This is a genomic window from Streptomyces canus, assembly GCF_030816965.1.
Taxonomy (GTDB): Bacteria; Actinomycetota; Actinomycetes; order Streptomycetales; family Streptomycetaceae; genus Streptomyces; species Streptomyces canus_E.
The window spans coordinates 5,323,051-5,344,080 of record NZ_JAUSYQ010000002.1; the positions used below are offsets into that span (position 1 = coordinate 5,323,051).

Sequence of the window (21,030 nt, forward strand, 5' to 3'; positions counted from 1 at the left end):
CGCAAGCGGCGCTCCTGGCGCTTGATGCAGCGGCTCTGCGAGCGCCTCACGCGGTCACCGTTTCGGCAGCGCCGTCTCCGGGTTGCCGTAGTAGGCGCCGGGGCCGTGTTTGCGGGTGTAGTGGCGCTCGAGCAGGTGTGCGGGTGGCGGGGCGGTCGGGGACAGGGACAGGGTGTGGAGGGCGATGTCGGCGACGGCCTCGCAGATGATCGCGTGTTCCAGGGACTTGCGGGCGGAGGTGCCCCAGGTGAAGGGGCCGTGGTTCGCCACGAGGGCCGCCGGGACCTCTACCGCCTTCCGGTCCTCCTCCCCCAGTAGATCCACGATGACGACGCCGGTGTTGTACTCGTAGTCCTTCGCGCACTCCTCGGGGGTGAGGTCACGAGTGACGGGGATGGGTCCGTTGAAGGTGTCGGCGTGGGTGGTGCCGAGGACCGGGATGTCGCGGCGGGCCTGGGCGAAGGCGACGGCGTGGGTGGAGTGGGTGTGGGTGACGCCGCCGATGGAGGGGAAGGCGCGGTAGAGGCAGCGGTGGGTCTCGGTGTCGGTGGAGGGGCGCAGGTCGCCGTCCACCACGGCGCCGTCGGACAGACGGACCGTCACCAGGTCGTCGATCGTGAGGGACTCGTACGGGACCCCCGAGGGCTTGATGACGAAGACCCCCGCCTCGCGGTCGACGCCGCTGACGTTTCCCCAGGTCAGGGTCGCGAGGCCGACCTGGGGGATGGTGAGGTTCGCGTCCAGGACCTCCTGGCGCAGGCCCTCGCGAACGTGCACGCTCATCGGTCGTCTCCTTCGGTGCCGGTGGTCACAGGGCCTGGGCCAGTCGGTGGTAGGCGGCGTTCCAGCGGATCTCCTTGGCGAACTGCTCGGTGGTGGTGTGTTCGTCGATGGTGAGCAGTTCGACGCCGGTCATGGCGGCGTAGTCGGCCAGCGTCTCGGCGTCGACGGCGGAGCTGAGCACGGTGTGGTGCGGGGCGCCGGCCAGCAGCCAGCTCTCGGCGGACTCGGCCAGCGAGGGACGCGGCGTCCACACGGCCCGGGCGACCGGGAGCTGGGGCAGCGGCTGGCTCGGGGCGACGACGTCGACGGCGTTGGCGGTGAGGCGGAAGCGGTCGCCGAGGTCGGACAGGCCGACGACGACGGCGGGGCCCTCGGCCGCGTTGAAGACCAGGCGGACGGGGTCCTCGCGGCCGCCGATGGACAGCGGGTGGATCTCGCAGCTGGGGCGGTCGGCGGCGATGGAGGGGCAGACCTCGAGCATGTGGGCGCCCAGGATGCGGGGGGTGCCGGGGCCCAGGTGGTAGGTGTAGTCCTCCATGAAGCTGGTGCCGCCGGGCTGTCCGGCGCCCATGACCTTCATGGTGCGCAGCAGGGCGGAGGTCTTCCAGTCGCCCTCGCCGCCGAAGCCGTAGCCGTCGGCCATCAGGCGCTGCACGGCCAGGCCGGGCAGCTGGCGCAGCCCGCCCAGGTCCTCGAAGTTGGTGGTGAACGCGGCGAAGCCGCCCTCGGTGAGGAAGGTGCGCAGGCCCAGTTCCTGGCGCGCGGCGTACAGCAGGGAGTCGTGGCGGATGCCGCCGGGCCGCAGGGTCGGGACAACGTCGTACAACTCCACGTACTCGGCGGCGAGTTCGGCCGCCTGCTTGTCCTCGACGGCGTCGACCACGGCCACCAGGTCGTTGACCCCGTAGGTGTTCACCGAGAACCCGAACCGCAGCTGGGCCTCGACCTTGTCGCCCTCGGTGACCGCGACATCGCGCATGTTGTCGCCGAAGCGGGCCAGACGGAGGGTGCGCGAGGCGTGGCGGCCCAGGGCGGCGCGGGTCCAGGCGGCGATGCGGCGGATGACGCGGGGGTCGGTGGCGTGACCGGCGACGATCTTGCGGTCGATGCCGACGCGGGACTCGATGTGGCCGAACTCGCGGTCGCCGTGGGCGGCCTGGTTGAGGTTCATGAAGTCCATGTCGATGCTCGACCAGGGCAGCGACAGGTTGTACTGGGTGTGCAGGTGCAGCAGCGGCACGTCCAGGGCGCTGAGTCCGGCGATCCACATCTTGGCCGGGGAGAAGGTGTGCATCCACACGATCACGCCGACGCAGGTGTCGGAGGCGGTGGCCTCCAGGCACATCCGGCGGATCGAGTCGGCGTCCGTGAGGACGGGCTTCCACACGATGCGGGCCGGGATCTTGCCGGGGCCGCCGAGGATCTCGGCGATGTTCCTGGACTGCTGGGCGACCTGCTGCAGCGTCTCGTCGCCGTACAGGCCCTGGCTGCCGGTCAGGAACCAGATCTCCTGGTCGGAGTGGGCGGTGGTGTTGGTGTCCATGAGGGTTTTCCTTTCAGGAGGACGCGGAGACTTCGGTGCGGATGCGGCGCAGGCGGCGCATGACGTCGTTGGTGCCGCGGCCGAAGTAGTCGTGCAGCACGCGGTACTCCGCGTACAGGCGCTCGTAGGCCGCGGCCCGCTGTGGGTCCGGCTGATAGAGACCGCGGTGGACCTTGCCCATGGCGTGGGCGGCGGCGCGGATGTCGGGGTACGCCCCGGCGGCGACCGCGGCGTGCATCGCGGCGCCGAGCGCCGGGCCCTGGGCGGAGCCGATGACGCCCAGCGGGCGGCCGGTGACGTCGGCGTAGATCTGCATGAGCAGGGCGTTCTTCGTCAGGCCGCCCGCGATGATCAGTTCTCGTACCGGTACGGCGGCGGACTCGAAGGCGTCGATGATGGTGCGGGTGCCGAAGGCGGTGGCCTCCAGCAGGGCGCGGTAGACGTCTTCCGGGCGGGTGGACAGCGTCTGGCCGATCAGCAGGCCGCTGAGGTCGTGGTCGACCAGCACCGAGCGGTTGCCGCTGTGCCAGTCCAGGGCCACGAGTCCGTGCTCGCCGACCTTCTGCCGGGCGGCCAGCTCGGTCAGGTACTCGTGCGCGCTCTGCCCGGCCGCCGCGGCCTTCTCGGCGTACTCGGCGGGGAATCCGGTCCGTACGAACCAGCCGAAGATGTCCCCGACACCGCTCTGCCCGGCCTCGTAACCCCACAGTCCCGGCAGGATGCCGCCGTCGACGACACCGCACATGCCGGGCACGGTGCCGAGCTGGTCGGAGCTCATCACATGGCAGGTGGAGGTGCCCATGATGGCGACCATCTGACCGGGCTCCACGGCCGCCGCCGCCGGGGCGGTGACATGCGCGTCGACGTTGCCGACGCAGACCGTGATGCCCTCGGGCAGTCCCGTCCAGGCGGCGGCCTCGGCGGTCAGCGTCCCGGCCTGGTCGCCGAGTTGTCCGATGGGCTGGTCCAGCTTGTCGGTGACGAAACCGGCGAAGTCCGGGTGCAGGGCCCCCAGATGGGCGGGCGACGGATAGCCCCCGTCCTGGTACTGGCCCTTGTAGCCGGCGGTGCAGGCGTTGCGGACGTACGTCCCGCACAGCCGCCACACGATCCAGTCCGCCACCTCCACCCATCGCTCCATGCGCTGGTAGATCTCCGGGTCCTCCTCCAGGACCTGGAGCGCCTTCGCGAACTCCCACTCCGAGGAGATCTTCCCGCCGTACCGCGGCAGCCACGGCTCCTTCGTCTCGGCGGCCAGTGCGTTGATGCGGTCGGCCTGGCCCTGCGCCGCGTGGTGGCGCCACAGCTTGACGTAGGCGTGCGGGCGGGCGGTGTACTCGGGCAGCTCGCACAGGGGCGTGCCGTCGGCGAGCGCTGGCAGGACCGTGCAGGCGGTGAAGTCGGTGCCGATGCCGATGACCTGCTCGGGCGCCACCCCAGCGCGGGCGAGGGCCTCGGGTACGGCGGTGCGCAGCACGTCGATGTAGTCCGACGGCACCTGAAGGGCCCAGTCGGGGGGCAGCCGGGTGCCGTCCGGCAGCTCGCGGTCCAGGACCGCGTGCGGATAGGCGTGCTCCGCCGACGCGAGCTCCTCACCGTCACGGACGCGGACGACGACGGCACGGCCGGACAGGGTGCCGAAGTCGACACCCACGACGCAGGGTTCCTCGGGCATGGCGCCCCACCTCTCTTGTTCGATATCTCGATCACCGTTCGGGATCTAGAGCAGAGGATAAGGGGTCCGGCCTCGGCCGGACCCCCCCACGGGTCAGTTAATCCGCACGACCTGCCACAGTTCGTCATCGGCGCCGTTGTCCGCCGACTGCACGATCAGCGCGCCGTTGGCGGTGGAGGCCGAGGCGACGTCCGCCACCAGGCCGCTGCCGGCGTTGACGAGCTTGTAGTAGCCGCCTCCCGCGTCCGTGAGCGTCCACTTCTGGGAGCTCGCGGTGGACGACGCGTTCTGGACGACGGCCGCGCCGGCCGAGGTCGAACCGTTGGTGTCGAGGAACAGACCGCTGTTGGCGTTCTTCACGGTCCACGCCCCGCCGCTCTGGGACTGGAACGTCCACAGCTGGCAGTTGTTGGCGGTGTTCACCCACTGGCCGGCCTGCTTGCCCACGGTGGTGGAGGCGCCGGGGATCTCCAGGAGCTTGCCGCTGTTCTTGTTGACCAGGCGGTACTGGCCGGTGGCCAGGTTCGGCAGGGCGGTCTGGGTGAGGTTCCAGCGCTGGCAGGCGCAGCCGGTCGGACCCCACTGCCCGGCGATCGTGCCCACGGTGGTGGAGGCGCTGGGGATCTCCAGGAGCTTGCCGCTGTTGCGGTTGACGACGGTGAAGCCGCCCGCCGGGTCCGGGGCGACGGCCCACTCGTGGTCGAGGGTGCCGTTGTCGTCCCACTGCACGACCTTGGCGCCGTTGGCGGTGGACTGGTTCTCCACGCCCAGCACCTTGCCGCTCGCCACGTTGAAGATCTTGAAGTAGCCGGACGTCTGCTGGACGAACTTCCACTTCTGGTCGCCGGCGTTGTCGGCGTTCTGCTGGGTGGCGTTGACGCCGTTGGTGGTGGAGCCGCCCGCGATGGTCAGCATCAGGTGGCTGTTGGCGTTGGACGCGGTGTAGGTCGCGCCGTCCGAGATGCCGCCGCCCAGGTCGATCGTGCCGTAGCTGATCGGGTTCAGGCCGGTGCTGGTCAGGTGGCCGCCGCTGAGGACCAGCAGGCTGTGGCCGTCGGCCAGCGGGAGCAGGCCGCGGCTGTAGCCGCCGGGCACGGTGGAGGCGATGCGCGTCCAGGTGTTCGCGGCGCCGTTCTGCGTGTTCAGGAACAGGTCGTCGCTGCTGTTGGCGCTCACCACCAAGGTGCCGTTGGCGCCGCCGGTCGGCAGCCAGGTGATGTACGGGGAGCTCTTGGGCTGGGTGCCGTCGGTCGCCTTGAGGGCGATACCGGTGGCGGAGCCGAACGCCTCCGGGTTGGCGGAGATCTTGTAGTAGACGGCGAAGCCGCCCTCGGGGGCGCCCCAGAACTCGTACGTCATCACGTAGTTGCCGTTGGGCAGCTTGGCGATCACCGGCATGCCCGGACGATCGCCGTACGTCGATGTGGCGACGTCGTTCACCACGGAGCCCCAGGTCAGGCCGTCCGTGGAGACCTGGTGGACGATCTTCTGGCCGTAGTTCGGGTCACGCTGGTCGGAGTAGTACACGATCAGCTTCGAGCCGGACACCATCAGGAACGGCTCCCACACCGGGGTCTTGCCGTTGGTGGGGTCGGCCTCGCCGCCCTGCGCGATGGTGCTGACGTACGACCAGCTGACGCCGTGGTCGGTGCTCGCGTACAGGTCCAGCTCGGTCGAGGACAGGTCGCTGGGGATGGAGTTGCCGGCGGCGAGGATCGTGCCTGCCGGGAAGTTGCCTATGGCGGTGGGCAGTTCGTACAGGAACGGCTGGTAGCGGTTGCCGAAGCCGTTGTGGGTGTCGCTGATGCTGGAGATCTGGCTCCAGCTGTTGCCGTTGTCCGTGCTGCGGTAGATCGGGAAGACAGGGGTGCCCGAGCTGTACTGCTCGAACGTGGCGAGCAGCGTGCCGTTGGACGAACCGCTGTTCTGCAGGCGGATCGCGCGCGGGTAGAGCGAGCCGGGCGACGGGGCGTTCGACGGCGGGGTGTACATCGTCTGCGAGGCGCGGGAGATCGCGTGCGCCTGGCCGGAGGAGGGCAGGACGAGGGCGACGGCGGCTGCGAGCAGGGCCAGCAGCAGCGTGATCGCCTGGGTGCGGGGTATGGCGCGGTGTCCGGCGCCTTCCCTGGTGGTGGACATGGGCGGCTCCCAAGGGATGTCCGGGAAGAGGGGATGGTGCGGGGCCCGCCGCTCCCGGGGAAAACGGGGGGAGACGGGAGCGGCGGGTGTCTGAGGGGGAGTGGTCAGCCGGCGCGGCGCAGCCGGACGACGTTCCAGGAGACGGGCGGCAGGCTCACGGTGAGGCGGCCGTCGGTGACCGAACCGGTGTCGGCGGCGTAGGGGCGGACCCGGTCGGGGTCGTCCTGGGTGTTGGTGGCGCGCACGTCGGGGTCGCTCAGCACCGCGTGCTCCACCGGGGTGTACCCGGCGAAAGCCCTGAGGTCCAGGGCGAGTTCGACGTTGTCGCTCTGGTGCCGGTTGATGGCGAAGACGGTGAGCTCGTCGCCGTCGTGGGTGGCCACGGCATCCACGACGGAGACATCGCCGAAACGTTTCGTCTCATACGTCGGCGCGACCGGCTCGACCCGCAGGACCGTGCCGCGGGCGTGCCGGGCCGCCTGGGCGAAGGGGTGGAAGGTGGTCTGCCGCCAGCTCGGGCCGCCGGGTTCGCTGCGGATGGGGGCGATGACGTTGACGAGCTGGGCGAGGCAGGCGGCGGTGACCCGGTCGCTGTTGCGCAGCAGGCTGATGAGCAGGCCTCCGACCACGACGGCGTCGGCGACGTTGTACTCGTCCTCGATCACCCGTGGCGCCACGGCCCAGTCGGTGGGCTTGTCCCGCGCCTCGAAACGGGTGTTGTACCAGACGTTCCACTCGTCGAAGGAGAGGTTGATCCGCTTCTTCCGACCCAGCTTCGCCCGGATGTGGTCGGCGGTGGCGACCACCGACTCGACGAAGTGGTCCATGTCGACCCCGGAGGCCAGGAAGCTGCCGAGGTCGCCGTCGAGTTCCTCGTAGTAGGCGTGGCAGGAGATGTAGTCGACCTGGTCGTAGGCCTCTTCCAGGACGGTGGCCTCCCAGGCGCCGAAGGTCGGCATCGAGGAGCTCGAACTGCCGCAGGCCACCAGCTCGAGGCCGGGATCGACCATGCGCATGGCCCGGGCGGTCTCGGCGGCGATCCGGCCGTACTCCTGGGCGGTCTTGTGGCCGGTCTGCCAGGGGCCGTCCATCTCGTTGCCCAGGCACCACATGCGGATGCCGAACGGGTCACGGGCGCCGTTCTTGATCCGCTGGTCGGACCAGGCGGTCCCGCCCGGGTGGTTGCAGTACTCCAGCAGGTCCAGGGCCTCGGCGACGCCGCGGGTGCCGAGGTTGACGGCCATCATCGGCTCGACGCCGGCCTTCTCGGCCCAGCGCTGGAACTCGTGCAGGCCGAAGGCGTTGGTCTCGGTGCTGTGCCAGGCGAGGTCCAGGCGGGTGGGGCGGTCGGCGACCGGGCCGACGCTGTCCTCCCAGCGGAAGCCGGAGACGAAGTTGCCGCCGGGATAGCGCACGGCGGTCACACCCAGCTCGCGCACCAGGTCCAGGACGTCACGGCGCAGGCCGTCCTCGTCGGCGGACGAGTGGCCGGGCTCGTAGATGCCGGTGTAGACGCAGCGGCCCATGTGCTCGACGAACGAGCCGAAGGTACGGGGATTGACGTCGGCGACGCGGAAGGCGGGGTCGACGGTCAGGGAGGCGTGCAGCATGAAGGTCGCTCCGGGAGGTGCGCAGAACGGGAGGGGACTGGGCGGCTGGACTTACTTGAGGCTTCCGACGGTCAGACCGCCGCGCCAGTACCGCTGGAGGAGGAGGAAGGCGACGATCAGGGGGAGGACCGCCACGAGAGAACCCGCGATGACGAGCGTGAACAGCGTGTTGGCGCCGGACTGGACCAGCGCGCCCTGGTACCAGGACTGCAGGCCGACGGTCAGCGGGAACAGCTTGTCGTTGTTGAGCATCACCAGCGGCAGGAAGAAGTTGTTCCAGGTGCCGACCATGGAGAACAGCAGCACGGTCACGAGCGCGGGCTTCAGCGTCGGCAGCGCCACGTTGAACAGCACCCGCAGCTCACCGGCCCCGTCGACCCGGGCCGCCTCGAGGAGTTCGTCCGGCAGCGACTCCTGCACGTACACCCGCACCAGGTACACGCCGAACGGGTTGAGGAGCGAGGGCAGGATGACCGCCCACATCGTGTTGGTCAGCGCCACCTTGCTCAGCAGCAGATAGGTGGGGATGGCCAGCGCGGTCGCCGGGACCATGATGGCGCCCAGCAGGCTGGAGAAGAGCAGGTTGCGGCCGGGGAAGCGGTACTTGGCGAACGCGTACCCCGCGAAGGTGGCCACGGCGGTGGCGCCGACACCGCTGACGCCCGCGTAGACGGCGGTGTTGCCCATCCAGCGCAGGTACTCGCCGTCGTTGTAGGTGAACAGCTGCCGCAGGTTGCCGAAGAAGGCACCCGGCGAGTGGAACCACAGGGCCGCGGTGGAGAACAGCGCGTCGTTGTCCTTGGTGGCGGCGACGACCAGCCACCAGAACGGCATCAGGAAGTACAGGATCATCGCCACCATCACCGCGTTGACGGTGACGCGCCCTCTCGTGGAGGACGTACGGCGGGGCGCCGGGACGGCGACGGCGGGGACGGGGGCAGCGGCGGTGGTCACTTCAGTCCGCTCCTTTTGCGCGCGGCGAACAGGAAGAGGTAGGAGCCGATGAAGACCACCGCTCCGAGGGAGAAGGAGATGGCGGCGGAGTAGTTGAACTCCGAGTACTGGAAGGCGAGGTTGTAGGCGTAGAGGTTGGGCGTGTAGTCCGGGGTGATCACCGAGGACGCCGTCGGCTCCAGCACCCGCGGCTCGGTGAAGAACTGAAGGGTGCCGATGATGGTGAACATCAGCGTGAGCACCATGGCCGAGGAGATCATCGGGATCTTGATGCGCAGGGCCGTCTGGATCTGGCCGGCGCCGTCGAGCTTGGCCGCCTCGTAGACCTCGCGGGGCAGCCCCTGCAAGGCCGCGTACAGGACGATCATGTTGTAGCCGGTCCACTGCCAGGTCACGATGTTGCCGAGCGAGGTCAGCATCAGGCTGTGGCCGAGCAGGTCGACCTTGCCCGTGCCCAGGGCGTGGCTGAGGGAGTTCACCGGGCCGAAGGTGGGGCTGTAGAGGAAGCCCCACATCAGGGCGCCGATCACCGCGGGGACGGCGTACGGCATGAACAGCGTCATCCGGAAGACCTTGGCGAGGCGGCTGGAGACCTCGTCGATGATGAGGGCGCCGAGCAGCGCGAGCCCCAGCATGACCGGGATCTGCACCAGCCCGAAGACCGCCACGCGCCGCACACCGGCCAGGAAGTGCGGGTCGGTGAAGGTCTGCTGGTAGTTGGCGAACCAGCTGAAGTGGTCACCGCCGACCAGGGTGGAGGTCCTCAGGCTCAGCCAGAAGGCGTACGCCAGTGGTGCCACCAGGAAGGCCGCGAAGAGCAGGCCGAACGGGGTGATCAGCAGCAGGCCCATGGCCTGGTGGCGGGTGTGGGCGGACTGCCGTCCGTTCCGGCGGCCCGTGCCCGCACCGGTCACGGGGGAGCGAAGTCCCTTTGTGCGGACGGTACTCGGGGGCGCGGCCGTCGCGGGTCCCTGCTGTCGGAGCAGGCTCATCACATCTCCTTGCGCGTCTTACGGAGCCCCCGCCGGCGGGCGGTGCGACGCGCGGGCGCCGACGGGGGCAGTGGGAGTCGGGGACTCGGGCCGGTTACTTGCTGACCTTGAATCCCTGCTTGGACGCGTAGGAGCTCACCTGGTCCTGGACGTTGTCGTTCACGGAGGACCAGGCGGTCTGGCCCTGAAGGGCCTTGCCCACCTCACCGGTGTCGGTGTTGTAGGCGAAGTCCTGGAACGGGCTCCAGTCGAAGGTCCCGATGCCGTTCGCGGCGGGCACGAAGACCTTGTTGATCTGCTGGCCGCCGAAGAAGTCGTACTTCTTGTCCCCGAAGTACGCCCCGTTGAGGATCGGCTTGACCAGCGGGAAGAGGTAGGCCTGGTCGATGCCGATCTTCCAGGCGGCCTCGGAGGTGCCGAAGAGCTCCCGGGCGACCTCGGTGGCCTCCTTGGGGTGCTGGGTCTGCGAGGTCACCGCGAAACTGGAACCGCCCCAGTCGCCCTGGGCGTTGCCGCCCGCCGTCCACTGCGGCAGCGGGGCCACGCGCCACTTGCCCGCGGTCTTCTTGGCGACGCTGGAGAGGTAGCCCGGACCCCAGCCGGCCGCGATGTAGGTGGCGTACTTGCCGGTGCTGAGGCCGTTGTAGAAGTCCGTGGTGGCGTACGACTGGGTGTCGACCAGCTTGTTCTTGACCAGGTCGCCCCAGTATTCGTACACCTTCTTGGCGTTGTCGTCGTTGAGCTTGACCCCGATGTCCGGCAGCTTGCTCGCCGAGTAGGTGTAGGGGCGGGAGCCGGCCTGCCACGTCAGGCCCTGGCGCCAGCCGGCGGCCGTCTCGTCGCTGCCGAAGTCGGTCATGTACGCGTTGGGGTCGGCCTTGTGCAGCTTGGCGGCCTCCTCCTTGTACTCCGCCCAGGTGGTCGGCACCTTCAGGTCGTACTTCTTGAAGAGGTCGGCGCGGTACATCATCGCCATCGGGCCGCCGTCGACCGGGATCGCGTAGACGTGGTCGCCGTCGGAGGACTGCTTCCAGGCCCAGTCGACGTAGTTGCCCTTGTCCGCGTTCGCGCCGTACTTGCCCATGTCGAGCAGGCCCTTGGTGAGCTGGATGGTGGGCAGCTCCTGGAACTCCAGCATGACGACGTCGGGGGCGCCCTGGCCCGCCTTGAGCGCGGTCTTCAGCTTGGTGTACTCGTCCTGGCCGACGCCCGCCTGCACCCAGTCGACCTGGACGTCCTTGTGGGTCTTGTTGAACTCGGCCACGACCTGCTTGAACTGCGGGTACCAGGCCCACACCTTGATGTGCACCGGGCCGCTGCCCGTGGTGCCGCTCCCGCTGCCGCCGCCCGACCCGCAGGCCGCGAGGAGCACGCCGGCGAGGGCGGCGGAGGTCGCCGCGACCGCGGTCCGCCGCAGCGAACGGGACTTGGGCCTTCTGGTGGAGGACATGAGCAATCTCCTGGGTGTGGTGCCTGAGGGCAGGGGCGAGGGAGGCAGGGCGGAGGTACGCCGGACCGACGGGGGGTACGGCGGGGACGGGCCGAGGGCATGCGGGCACTGCGGCTCGGTGAGGGGACGAACGTCAACGGGCGCGGAAGGGTGGGCGCTACATGACGTCGGTGAAGGTGAGAGTGAGCTCGGTGATCAGCGCAGGGGCGCTGTCAGACCACCACGAGTAAAGAGTGAAGCCCTGTCGTGGCCGGTGCGGCTCCCGGCCCGTGCGTGGTGGCTGTTCCCACTGCGGCTCCTACTGTCCGGTCCGCGACGCGGTGACGTCACGGTCCCTGGGTTCCCGACCCGACTGGATCAGGCCCCCTTCTGCTACGCTCTGCAGCGCTGCAAAAGTGTTAACCGAGAACTTGCCGCGCTGCAAGAGGTAACCGGGAAGAAACTTTTCAGCGCTGAAACCGTCATCCGGGACGAAGGTGACATATGGGTAGAGGCGTCACACTCCGCGACGTCGCGGCGCTCGCCGGCGTCTCCAGCCGGACCGTGTCCAACGTGGTCAACGGCTACGCACCGGTCTCCGAGGCCATGCGGGCCCGGGTGCAGAAGGCGGTCGACGAGCTCGGCTACCAGCCGAACGTCCTGGCCCGCAATCTCGCCTCCGGCCGGTCGGGGCAGATCGCGGTGGTGGTGCCGTATCTGGACACGCCCTACTTCGCCGAGCTGGCGCAGGGCATCATCCGGGCGGCCCGGGTGCAGGGGTACAACGTCCTGATCGACCAGACCGACGGCGACGCGGAGCACGAGAAGCTGTTCCTCAGCCGCCGCTCCCAGCAGCTGCTGTTCGACGGCGTCATCTTCAGCCCGCTGGGGCTGGCCCAGTCCGACCTGGGCGAGCGCGACGCGGACCTCCCGCTGGTCGTGCTCGGAGAGCGGGTCAGCGACGGCGGGTTCGACCACATCGGCATCGACGACGTCACCGCCTCCCGGGAGGCCACGGAGCATCTGCTCGGCCTCGGCCGGCGCCGCGTCGCCGCGATCGGCGACCAGCCCTACCGCACCGGTGAGGCCGCCCAACTGCGCACCCAGGGCTACCGGTTGGCCCACGAGCGGGCCGGCATACCGGTCCGCGAGGAACTCGTCATCTCCACTCCGCGCTTCAACCGCTCCGACGGCGCGAGCGCCATGGCCCACCTGCTCGATCTGGCGGAACCGCCCGACGCGGTCTTCTGCTACAGCGACCTGGTGGCCCTGGGCGCCCTGCACACGCTGGCCGCTCGCGGGCTGCGCGTCCCCGAGGACGTCGCCGTCGTCGGCTACGACGACATCGAGGACGCCCGCTACTCGAACCCACCCGTCACGACGGTCTCGCCGGACAAGAAGATGATCGCCGAGACGGCCGTGGAGCGGCTGCTCAAGCGGATCGGCAGCTCGACTCCTGTCCCCGGCATGGAGATCCGGGCCCCGCACCGGCTCGTCCCCCGGGCGAGCACCATGGGGCGGCAGGCGACGGGCGCGGCCGAGTGAGCGGTTTCATCACCCCATTTGCACTAATTGGGGAACGCGGAGGATTCCACACCCCTCCTGCTGTGTGAAGGAAACCGCACAGGTAGGGAAATCGGGGATCAACCGGATGGGTCTGACCAGCGAGACGACCGTGTATGTGATGGCGGCCCTCGCCGCCGTGTGTGTGGGACTGCTGGTCTGGTCGTGGCCACGGTTCGCCCGGCAGGGACTGTGGCAGGTGCTCGGACGCCTGCTGGCCGTCGGGACGACCCAGGTGGTGATGATCGCGGCGTTCGCGTGCTGGTTGAACTCCTCCTACCAGTTCTTCGGATCGTGGGGCGAGCTCTTCGGCCGTGTCGAGACGGCCCCCGTCGGAGTGACACAGGCGGGGGACGACGACGGCGGCACGGGCACGGTGAACGACGTCGCCGTGAAAGGGGCACTGGTGCAGCCCGCCGACGACGAGCAGCTGAGCCGGGTCAGCGGACTGCCCACCGGCCCCGCCGCGGTGAACGGGCGAGTGGAGTCCGTGAAGGTCATCGGCCGCCGCACGGGCGTGGTCGACCCGGCGTTCGTCTACCTGCCGCCGCAGTACTTCCAGAAGGCGTACCAGCGCCAGCGCTTCCCGGTGATCGTCGCGCTCAGCGGCTACCCGGGCAGCATCTTCAACCTCGCACAGCATCTGCGGGTGTCACAGACCGCCGGTGAACTGCAGAAGAGCGGTCGGATGCAGCCGACCGTCATGGTGATGATCCGGCCGACGATCGCCCCGCCGCGCGACACCGAGTGCGTGAACGTACCGGGCGGCCCGCAGACCGAGACCTTCCTGGCCAAGGATCTCCCCGACGCCCTGAAGTCCGCCTACCGGGTGGGCCACGACGCCAGTGCCTGGGGTGTCATGGGTTACTCCTCCGGTGGCAGCTGCGCCCTCCAGCTGACGATGCGCGATCCGCACGTGTATACGACGGCCGCCGCGCTGTCGCCCGACTACAGGGTCAAGGACGACCCGACGACCGGCAGTCTCTTCGGGAGCGGACCGGACCGCACCGAGCGGATGAACGGTCACGACTTGATGTGGCGGCTCAAGCACCTGCCCGTCCCCCAGGTCTCCGTCCTGGTGGCCGAGAGCAAGCACGGCGAGCGCGGTTATCCGCAGACGCAGGCCTTCATCAGGGCAGTGAAGGCACCCATGCGTGTCGCGTCGATCCTGCCCGAGCACGGCAGCCACAACTTCCCGACCTGGGTTCAGGAGATGCCCCCCGCCCTGAAGTGGATGAACCAGCAGCTGACGTTCCCTCAGGACGTCGTGCCCCGTCACCACACGAAGGGGCCAGTGGTCGCCGACCCCCCGAGGCCCGGTCCCGACCCTCTGCGCGCCGACGGCCCGGAGCCCACGCCCACCGCCACGACCCGCAGGTGAAGGCTCCGTCGGCCCGACGGGACGGCGTAGTGGATCCGGCGTCCGGCGAAGTGGTCCGAGCCTCAACTCACCTACAACTCTTGCCAATTACTCATCCGGCGGCGCCAGAGTGCCGTTTAGGGTGGGGCGATGGAGCACGAGCACAGAAGCTTCGTCGAACTCATGTGTGCGAGGGCGGCGCAGCACGGTGACCGGACCGCCCTGATCTTCAGTGCGGATCCGCTCCGCGCCGAGGCCGACGAGACCATGACGTACGGGGAACTCGACCGGTCCGCCCGCCAGGTCGCCGCGCTGTTGCAGGATCGGTTCTCCGCCGGTGACCGGCTGCTCATCCTGCATCCCTCCGGGCCGGGGTTCGCACGATCCCTCCTGGGCTGCATGTACGCGGGCCTGGTCCCGGTGCCCGCGCCGCCGCCCGACGGCCGTCCGGGGCGGCAGGCCGACCGGCTCGCCGCGATCGCCCGGGACGCGGGAGCGGCCGGGGCCCTGGCCGACGGCACGGACCTGGAAGTGCTCGTGTCCTGGACCAAGGAACAGGACCTCGCGGGCGTGAGCGTGCTCGCGCCCCACTGCGCCGAAGCCGCGGACGAGCTGCCCGCGGCGCACCGGTGGCGGCCGCCCCTGGCCGACCCGCATGCGCTGGCCTTCCTCCAGTACACCTCAGGGTCCACCGACGACCCGAAGGGCGTCATGGTCGACCACGCCAACCTGCTGGCCAACGCCCGGATCCTCGCGGCGATCGCCGACATGAGCGCCGACCGGCCGGTGGGCGGCTGGCTGCCGCTCTACCACGACTTCGGCCTGATCGGGCTGCTGCTCACACCGCTCGTCCTGGGCGGTCGCAGCGTGCTGATGCCGCCGACGGCCTTCCTCAAGCGCCCGCACACGTGGCTGACGCTGATCGACCGGCACGGCATCGACTTCTCTCCCGCTCCGAACTTCGCCTACGACCTGTGCCTCCAGCGGATCACCGACGAGCAGTTGGCCCGGCTGGACCTCTCGCGCTGGCGGTGCGCGGTGAACGGCGCCGAGCCCGTCCAGGCAGCCACCGTCGAGGCGTTCACCCGGCGGTTCGCCGCCGCCGGGCTGCGTCCCGAGGCGATGCTCCCCGGCTACGGCATGGCCGAGACGACCCTGGTCGTCTCCGGCGACCGGCCTGCCCGCCGCGCCGTGATCACCGAGGTGGACGCCGCCGCGTTCGAGCGCGGTGAGCTGCTGTCCCCGGCCCCCGGCACACCCGCGCACCGCATCGTCAGCAGCGGCCCCGCCGAGCACCTCGACATCCGGATCATCGACGCCGAGGCGGGCATGACGCTGCCGGACGGCCGGGTCGGCGAGATCTGGGTGCGCGGACCGAACGTCGCCCGGGGCTACTGGGGACGGCCCGCCGAGACCCGGCGCGTCTTCGACGCCGTCACACCCGACGGGGAGAGCGGCTTCCTTCGCACCGGGGATCTGGGGATCCTGCACGAGGGCGAGCTGTACGTCACGGGCCGCAGCAAGGAGCTGATCATCGTCCGCGGCCGCAACCTCTACCCGCAGGACCTGGAGGCGGCGACGCGGGAAGCCCACCCGGCCCTGGAACGCGGGGTCGGGGCGGCCTTCTCCGTCCCGGTGCCCGAGGAGGAGGTCGTGGTGGTCCGCGAGTGCCGGGCCGACCGGATCCCGCCGGACGAGCTGGCCCACGTCGCCGCGCGTGTCCGCGACCGCCTCACCCGCGACGTCGGGGTGCCCGCCCACAACGTCGTACTCGTGCCTCCCGGCACGGTGGCGCGGACCACCAGCGGCAAGATCCAGCGGCGGCTGCTGCGCCGACGGTTCCTCGGCGGCGAGCTTCCGATCCTCCACGCTGAACTGTCGCCGGGCGTCCGCGCCCGGCTGGACGACGCGGCGGGCGGTGATGCCTCGTGGCGGTGACCGACCTGTTGATCGCTACCCGCCAGGTTCGCCTCGGCGGTTCCGACGTGGGCGGTGACGTCTGGTGAAAGTCACCGAGCGGCTGATCGACACCGGCAGGGTCGGCCTCGGCGGTTCCGATGGGGGCGGTGGCGCCTCGTGACGGTCATCGAGCGGCTGATCGCCGCGGGCCGTGTTCGCCTCGCCGGCTTCGTCGCGGGTGGCGATGCCTCATGACGGTGACCGACCTGTTGATCGACATGGGCCGTGTTCGCCTCGCCGGCTTCGACGGGGGCGGTGACGTCTCGTGAACGCCACCGACCTGCTGATCGACACCGGCCGGGTCGACCTCGGCGGCTTCGACCGGGCACTCGGCGATCCCGCCGACCCCGCGGCGCTCCTCTCCTACGCCCGCAGCGCCGAGCTGGACCGGGGTGAGTCGTTCCCCGTCGACATCTGTCGGGAGCTCGACCGGATGGGGCTGCCGCGCCTGTACGTGCCGGCCGAGTTCGGCGGGGCGCTGACCCGCTACGACGAGCTCGTCGCGGCGCTGCGGGCGGTGGCGCGCCGCGACCTGACGGTCGCGATCGGGCACGGCAAAACGTTTCTCGGGGGCGTCTGCATGTGGCTGGCGGGCCGCGCGGAGCAGGCGCGCGAGCTCGGCGCCGACATCATCGCCGGGGCACCGGTGTCATGGGGACTGACCGAGCGCGGCCACGGCAGTGACCTGCTCGCCGGCGAGACGGCCGCCACGCCGGAGCCCGGCGGATTCCGCGTGAACGGCGAGAAATGGCTGATCAACAATGCCACCCGAGGCACGCTGCTCTGCCTTCTCGTGCGCACCCGGCCGGAGGGCGGGCCGCGCGGCTTCAGCCTGCTGCTGGCCGACAAACGGCGCCTCCCGGCGGACCGCTGGCGGCCCCTGCCCAAGGTGCCCACGCACGGCATCCGGGGCGCCGACATCAGCGGGATCACGCTGGAGGACTGCCCGTTCCCGGCCGACGCGCTGATCGGCGAGCAGGGCGCCGGTCTGGAGATCGTGCTCAAGGCGTTGCAGCTCACCCGGACCGCCTGCACGGCCCTGTCGCTGGGCGCCGCCGACCAGGCGGTGCGGCTGGCCGAGGAGTTCGCCGCGCGACGCGAGCTCTACGGCCGTCGGCTGATCGACCTGCCGCACGTACGCCGCGTGCTCGGAGAGGCGTACGCCGCGCTTCACGCCGCCGAGATCGTGAGCGTGCTGGCGGCGCGCAGCGTGCACACCCTGCCGCAGGAGATGACCGTCATCTCCGCGGTGGCCAAGTCGTACGTCCCGACCCGCGCCGACGAGCTGATCGCCGCCTGCGGCGAGCTGCTGGGCGCCCGCGCCTTCCTCACCGAGGTCCACGAGCACGGCGCGTTCCAGAAGCTGGAACGCGACCACCGGGTGGTCGGCATCTTCGACGGGAGCACCTTCGTCAACCAGCACGTCCTGATCAACCACTTTCCGCTGCTGGTCCGCGGCCATCAGGAGGGCACCGCCGACGAAGACGCCGTACGCCGTACCGCCGACCTGTCGGCCCCGCCGCCCCCGGCCCGGCTCGATCGGCTGAGCCTGCTGGCGCGCGGCGGGTGCAGTCTCACGCAGAGCCTGCACACCGCGAGCGGCGAACTGCGTGCGCCGGCGTCCGCGGGTCGGGCGCCCGCTCGCGTGGCCGAACTCGCCGAGGAACTCACCGACAGCTGCGACCGGCTCCACCGCGAGCTGGCGCAGAGCCCGCCCGCCTCCCAGTACGCGCAGCCGGAGGCCTTCGCGCTTGCGCGCCGCTACGAGGACTGCTTCGCGGGTGCGGCCGCCCTGAGGGTGTGGCTGCACAACCGCACGCCCGGCGAGGACCCGCTGTGGCTGGAGGCCGTCCTCACCTACGTGCTGCGGTCGCTGCGCCCGCCGGGACGGCCGACCGACGGCGAGGTGTTCGACCGGCTCCTCGACGCACGTACGGCCGGCCGTCCCAGCGCCCCTCCGACCTCGGTGGTCACCTCGTGATCGACAGGACCGGGTCGCGCGACGCCCGCTCGGGCATCGCGCGGCCGGAAGACGATCCTGCGGCCGCCTCCGTCGCCGACCTCGAACGCCGGTTCGGCGACCCCTGGGATCCGGGCAATCCGACCGGCCACGCCGCGGTGCTGGCGGCCGACGAGGCGGGCGAGATGCTCGCCGCGGGCGAACGGCTGCTGGACGACTACGGGTTGAACGCCGCATTCGTCCCGCCCGAACTGGGCGGGCGGCTGACCCGGCTCGACCACCTCATCGAGGTGATGCGGGTCGTCTTCCGGCACGACCCCTGCCTGGGACTCGGATACGGAGCCGGCAGCCTCATCCCCGCGGTCAACGTCTGGACCGCGGGCGACGAGCGGCAGCGCCGCCGGATGGCCGACGTGCTGCTGGCGGGTGGCCGGGCCGTCTCCGGCTACCACGAGCTGGCACACGGCAACGACTTCGCGCGGGCCGAGTTCTCGGCGCTGCCGGGCGACGACGGGCGGCTACGGCTCAACGGGCGCAAGGAAGTGATCGCCAATGCCCGGCGCGCCGAGGCCATGGTGCTCTTCGCGCGCACCTCGCCCGCTCCGGGCAGCCGCAGCCACTCGCAACTGTTCGTGGAGAAGGCGGACCTGCCCGCGGGCGCGCCGGTGCATCTGCCGCGCTTCCACAGCGCGGGGATGCGCGGGGTCCAGCTCGGCGGGCTGGAGTTCCGGGACTGCCCGATCCCGGCGGACGCGGTGCTGGGGGCACCCGGGCTCGGCGTGGAGATGGCGCTGCGCTCCTTCCAGGTCACCCGCACCGCATTGCCGGCGATGACCGCGGGCATCCTGGAGACCGGCCTGGAGGTCACCGCCCGGTTCACGGAGGAGCGCGTCCTGTACGGGCGGTCGCTGGCCGAGATGCCGTACATCCGCTCGATCCTCGCCGACGCCTTCACCGACCTGCTGATCTGCGACTGCCTGGCCACCGTGACCGCGCGCGCGGTACATCTGCTCCCCGGCGAGACCAGCCTGTACGCCTCGGCCGCCAAGTACTTCGTGGCCACCCTCCTGATGGACGCCATGGAGGCGCTGTCGCGGGTGCTGGGCGCTCAGTTCTACCTCCGCGACGGCGGCTACGGGATCTTCCAGAAGCACCTGCGCGACCTGGCGCCCGCGGGCTTCGGCCACACCGCACGCGTGGCCTGCCTCAGCACGGTGCTGCCTCAGCTGCCCCGGCTGGCCCGCAAGGGGTGGCTGGACGACACCCAGCCGCCCGCCGGGGTGTTCCGCCTCGGCGCGGACCTGCCACCGCTGCCCTTCGAGCGGCTGTCGGTCGGCTCGGGCGGGCGTGACAGCCTCAGCGCCTCGCTCTCGGCTGCCCTCGGCTCCCCCGAACTGGACGGCGAGCTGCGCCACTTGGTCTCCGTCATCGCGGCCGAGCAGGCCGACCTACGACGCGAATGCGCAGCCCTGACCCCCGCCGACCTCTCCGTCGCCGCCCGGCCCGAGGCGCTGCGGCTGGCGGCGCGGTACGCCGCGGTGCTCGCGGCGATCGCCTGCGTGAACGTCTGGCTCCACAACCAGGGGCGGCGCGACGCGTTCCTCAGCGATCCTCTCTGGGCCGTCGCGGCGCTGGGCCGGATCGCCGAACGGGTGGGCCGCGACCCCGGGCAGCGGCCCCCGCACATCACCGAACGACTGTCGGCGGAGGTCCTCGCCCGGCACCGCGACCGCCGCGGGCTGGGCCTGTCGAACCGGCGTCTGCCCGGATAGCGCCGCCCATTGATGACGCCGCCGCCATTGAGGACAAGGAGAATGGGATGAACAGCCCCGAACCGGCCCCATCGGCCCCGACGCCCCCGCCGGACACCGAACTGCGGAGTTGGCTGCGCGCGCGGGTCGGCCACTACGCCCAACTCGACGCCGCCGCCATCGACCCCACCGCCACGCTGACGACGTACGGGCTCGACTCGGTCTACGCGCTGATCCTCTGCGGCGACATCGAGGACCACCTCGGCCTGGCTCTGGAGCCGACGGTGGCCTGGGACCACCCGACGATCGACGCCCTGGCGCGGCATCTGGAGGAGACGCTCGCCCAGGCGTCCCCGTCGGGGGAGAGCCGATGACGTCGCTGGAGGAGGTGGCGGCCCACCTGCCGTCGGCACGCATACCCATCGGCGAGCTGAGCGACGAACTGGGCCTCAGTGCCGCGGAGATGAAGGTGTACCGGCGCTTCTACGGCCTGGCAGAGGTCTGCCGCGAGCCCCGCGGCACGCTCACCGATCTGCTGCTGGCCGCCGCGGGCAAGCTCGACGGACTGCGCGGCAGGGAGGAGCGGGTGCGGTACGTGGTCCAGGCGCGGACCATGCCGGTGGTCGTCCCCCACCCGGTCAACCCCGTGCACGAGGTGCGTGACGCGCTCGGGCTCGGACACGCCACGGCGTTCGCGGTGACCCACCACGCCTGCGCCTCGGGGCTGCTGGCGGTGGACCTGGTCGGCAAGCTGCTGGCGAGCGACGGTGATCCGGACGCGCTCGCCTTGGTCCTCACCGGCGAGAAGACCTTCACCCTGGCCGCACAGACGGTGCCGGGTACGGCCGCCAACAGCGAGGGCGCGGCCGCGGTGCTCGTCGGCATCCGCGACGACAGGGACCGGATGCTGAGCTACGCCGCCCGCACCCACGGCCGCTTCTACGAGTGCCTGTCGCTCGACGACGAACTGGCCGGTGAATACCAGCAGATCTACACCGAGGCGCTGGCCGAGGTCATGCTGGCGGCCGTCGCGAAGGCGGGCCTGGGACTGGACGACATCGCCGTGGTCTTCCCGCACAACGTCAACCGGCTGTCGTGGGCGCGGCTCGCCAGACATCTCGGGCTCCCGCTGGAGCGCATCTTCCTGGACAACGTGCCGGTCACCGGACACTGCTTCTGCGCGGACCCCTTCATCAACTACCGCACGGCCCTCGACCTCGGCCGGCTGCGCCCGGGGGACCGCTATCTGCTCGCCACGGTCGGTCTCGGCTCGACCTTCGCGGCCATGGTCTTCGAGCACTGAAAGGGGGCA

The 21,030-nt window shown here is 70.7% G+C and carries 15 protein-coding genes; 7 read left to right on the plus strand and 8 right to left on the minus strand.

Translation table 11 applies throughout. The features are described 5' to 3' along the window. Positions 1-54: 54 nt before the first annotated feature. From araD to QF027_RS25570, 8 genes are all read right to left on the minus strand, one after another. Positions 55-783: an L-ribulose-5-phosphate 4-epimerase AraD gene (araD, locus tag QF027_RS25535; protein WP_306978670.1), complete on the minus strand. Its 729-nt coding sequence runs from the start codon at positions 781-783 to the stop codon at positions 55-57. Positions 784-808: 25 nt separating this feature from the next. Beyond that, positions 809-2,326 carry an L-arabinose isomerase gene (gene araA / locus QF027_RS25540; RefSeq protein ID WP_307077263.1) on the minus strand — a complete coding sequence of 506 codons (1,518 nt, stop codon included), beginning with the start codon at positions 2,324-2,326 and terminating at the stop codon, positions 809-811. 13 nt (positions 2,327-2,339) lie between these two features. After that, positions 2,340-4,001, minus strand: a complete 1,662-nt coding sequence (gene araB, locus QF027_RS25545) for a ribulokinase (RefSeq protein WP_306978668.1) — start codon at positions 3,999-4,001, stop codon at positions 2,340-2,342. 93 nt (positions 4,002-4,094) lie between these two features. Further along, the gene (locus QF027_RS25550; RefSeq protein WP_307077265.1) at positions 4,095-6,140 is read right to left on the minus strand and encodes an RICIN domain-containing protein; all 2,046 of its coding nucleotides are present in this window, start codon (positions 6,138-6,140) and stop codon (positions 4,095-4,097) included. Between the two features lie 104 nt (positions 6,141-6,244). Next, on the minus strand, positions 6,245-7,750 hold the full coding sequence (arfA, locus tag QF027_RS25555; protein ID WP_307077267.1) for an arabinosylfuranosidase ArfA: 1,506 nt from the start codon (positions 7,748-7,750) through the stop codon (positions 6,245-6,247). Positions 7,751-7,801: 51 nt separating this feature from the next. After that, entirely contained in the window at positions 7,802-8,704 is a 903-nt protein-coding gene (locus tag QF027_RS25560; RefSeq protein WP_306978665.1) for a carbohydrate ABC transporter permease, read from the minus strand. Further along, on the minus strand, positions 8,701-9,696 hold the full coding sequence (locus QF027_RS25565) for a carbohydrate ABC transporter permease (RefSeq protein WP_306978664.1): 996 nt from the start codon (positions 9,694-9,696) through the stop codon (positions 8,701-8,703). Before QF027_RS25565 ends, QF027_RS25560 begins: the two co-directional genes overlap by 4 nt. A 94-nt stretch (positions 9,697-9,790) precedes the next feature. Further along, entirely contained in the window at positions 9,791-11,146 is a 1,356-nt protein-coding gene (locus QF027_RS25570; protein WP_306978663.1) for an ABC transporter substrate-binding protein, read from the minus strand. A 483-nt stretch (positions 11,147-11,629) separates the two neighbouring features. Between QF027_RS25570 and QF027_RS25575 the strand changes: the two genes are divergently transcribed. The 7 genes from QF027_RS25575 to QF027_RS25605 all read left to right on the plus strand — a co-directional run bounded on the left by QF027_RS25575 (position 11,630) and on the right by QF027_RS25605 (position 21,021). After that, positions 11,630-12,670, plus strand: coding sequence for a LacI family DNA-binding transcriptional regulator (locus tag QF027_RS25575; protein ID WP_307077269.1), 1,041 nt, complete (start codon positions 11,630-11,632; stop codon positions 12,668-12,670). A gap of 106 nt (positions 12,671-12,776) precedes the next feature. Next, the gene (locus tag QF027_RS25580) at positions 12,777-14,069 is read left to right on the plus strand and encodes an alpha/beta hydrolase (RefSeq protein WP_307077271.1); all 1,293 of its coding nucleotides are present in this window, start codon (positions 12,777-12,779) and stop codon (positions 14,067-14,069) included. 129 nt (positions 14,070-14,198) lie between these two features. Next, positions 14,199-15,986 carry a fatty acyl-AMP ligase gene (locus QF027_RS25585; RefSeq protein ID WP_307077273.1) on the plus strand — a complete coding sequence of 596 codons (1,788 nt, stop codon included), beginning with the start codon at positions 14,199-14,201 and terminating at the stop codon, positions 15,984-15,986. Between the two features lie 286 nt (positions 15,987-16,272). Next, positions 16,273-17,988 carry an acyl-CoA dehydrogenase family protein gene (locus QF027_RS25590; RefSeq protein ID WP_307077275.1) on the plus strand — a complete coding sequence of 572 codons (1,716 nt, stop codon included), beginning with the start codon at positions 16,273-16,275 and terminating at the stop codon, positions 17,986-17,988. Next, entirely contained in the window at positions 17,985-19,739 is a 1,755-nt protein-coding gene (locus tag QF027_RS25595; protein ID WP_307077277.1) for an acyl-CoA dehydrogenase, read from the plus strand. The genes QF027_RS25590 and QF027_RS25595 overlap by 4 nt, the downstream gene beginning before the upstream one ends. Positions 19,740-19,786: 47 nt before the next feature. Beyond that, on the plus strand, positions 19,787-20,092 hold the full coding sequence (locus QF027_RS25600) for an acyl carrier protein (RefSeq protein ID WP_307077279.1): 306 nt from the start codon (positions 19,787-19,789) through the stop codon (positions 20,090-20,092). Continuing rightward, positions 20,089-21,021 (plus strand): 3-oxoacyl-[acyl-carrier-protein] synthase III C-terminal domain-containing protein, encoded by a 933-nt coding sequence (locus QF027_RS25605; protein WP_307077281.1) that lies wholly within the window; start codon positions 20,089-20,091, stop codon positions 21,019-21,021. The genes QF027_RS25600 and QF027_RS25605 overlap by 4 nt, the downstream gene beginning before the upstream one ends. Positions 21,022-21,030: the final 9 nt, after the last annotated feature.

Excerpts from the sequence above, each read along its gene's own strand:
- QF027_RS25570 (WP_306978663.1), bottom strand. The coding sequence starts at position 11,146 with ATGTCCTCCACCAGAAGGCCCAAGTCCCGTTCGCTGCGGCGGACCGCG.
- QF027_RS25605 (WP_307077281.1), top strand. The coding sequence starts at position 20,089 with ATGACGTCGCTGGAGGAGGTGGCGGCCCACCTGCCGTCGGCACGCATA.
- QF027_RS25550 (WP_307077265.1), bottom strand. The coding sequence starts at position 6,140 with ATGTCCACCACCAGGGAAGGCGCCGGACACCGCGCCATACCCCGCACC.
- araB (WP_306978668.1), bottom strand. The coding sequence starts at position 4,001 with ATGCCCGAGGAACCCTGCGTCGTGGGTGTCGACTTCGGCACCCTGTCC.
- QF027_RS25580 (WP_307077271.1), top strand. The coding sequence starts at position 12,777 with ATGGGTCTGACCAGCGAGACGACCGTGTATGTGATGGCGGCCCTCGCC.
- QF027_RS25585 (WP_307077273.1), top strand. The coding sequence starts at position 14,199 with ATGGAGCACGAGCACAGAAGCTTCGTCGAACTCATGTGTGCGAGGGCG.
- QF027_RS25600 (WP_307077279.1), top strand. The coding sequence starts at position 19,787 with ATGAACAGCCCCGAACCGGCCCCATCGGCCCCGACGCCCCCGCCGGAC.
- QF027_RS25565 (WP_306978664.1), bottom strand. The coding sequence starts at position 9,696 with ATGAGCCTGCTCCGACAGCAGGGACCCGCGACGGCCGCGCCCCCGAGT.
- QF027_RS25575 (WP_307077269.1), top strand. The coding sequence starts at position 11,630 with ATGGGTAGAGGCGTCACACTCCGCGACGTCGCGGCGCTCGCCGGCGTC.
- araA (WP_307077263.1), bottom strand. The coding sequence starts at position 2,326 with ATGGACACCAACACCACCGCCCACTCCGACCAGGAGATCTGGTTCCTG.
- arfA (WP_307077267.1), bottom strand. The coding sequence starts at position 7,750 with ATGCTGCACGCCTCCCTGACCGTCGACCCCGCCTTCCGCGTCGCCGAC.
- araD (WP_306978670.1), bottom strand. The coding sequence starts at position 783 with ATGAGCGTGCACGTTCGCGAGGGCCTGCGCCAGGAGGTCCTGGACGCG.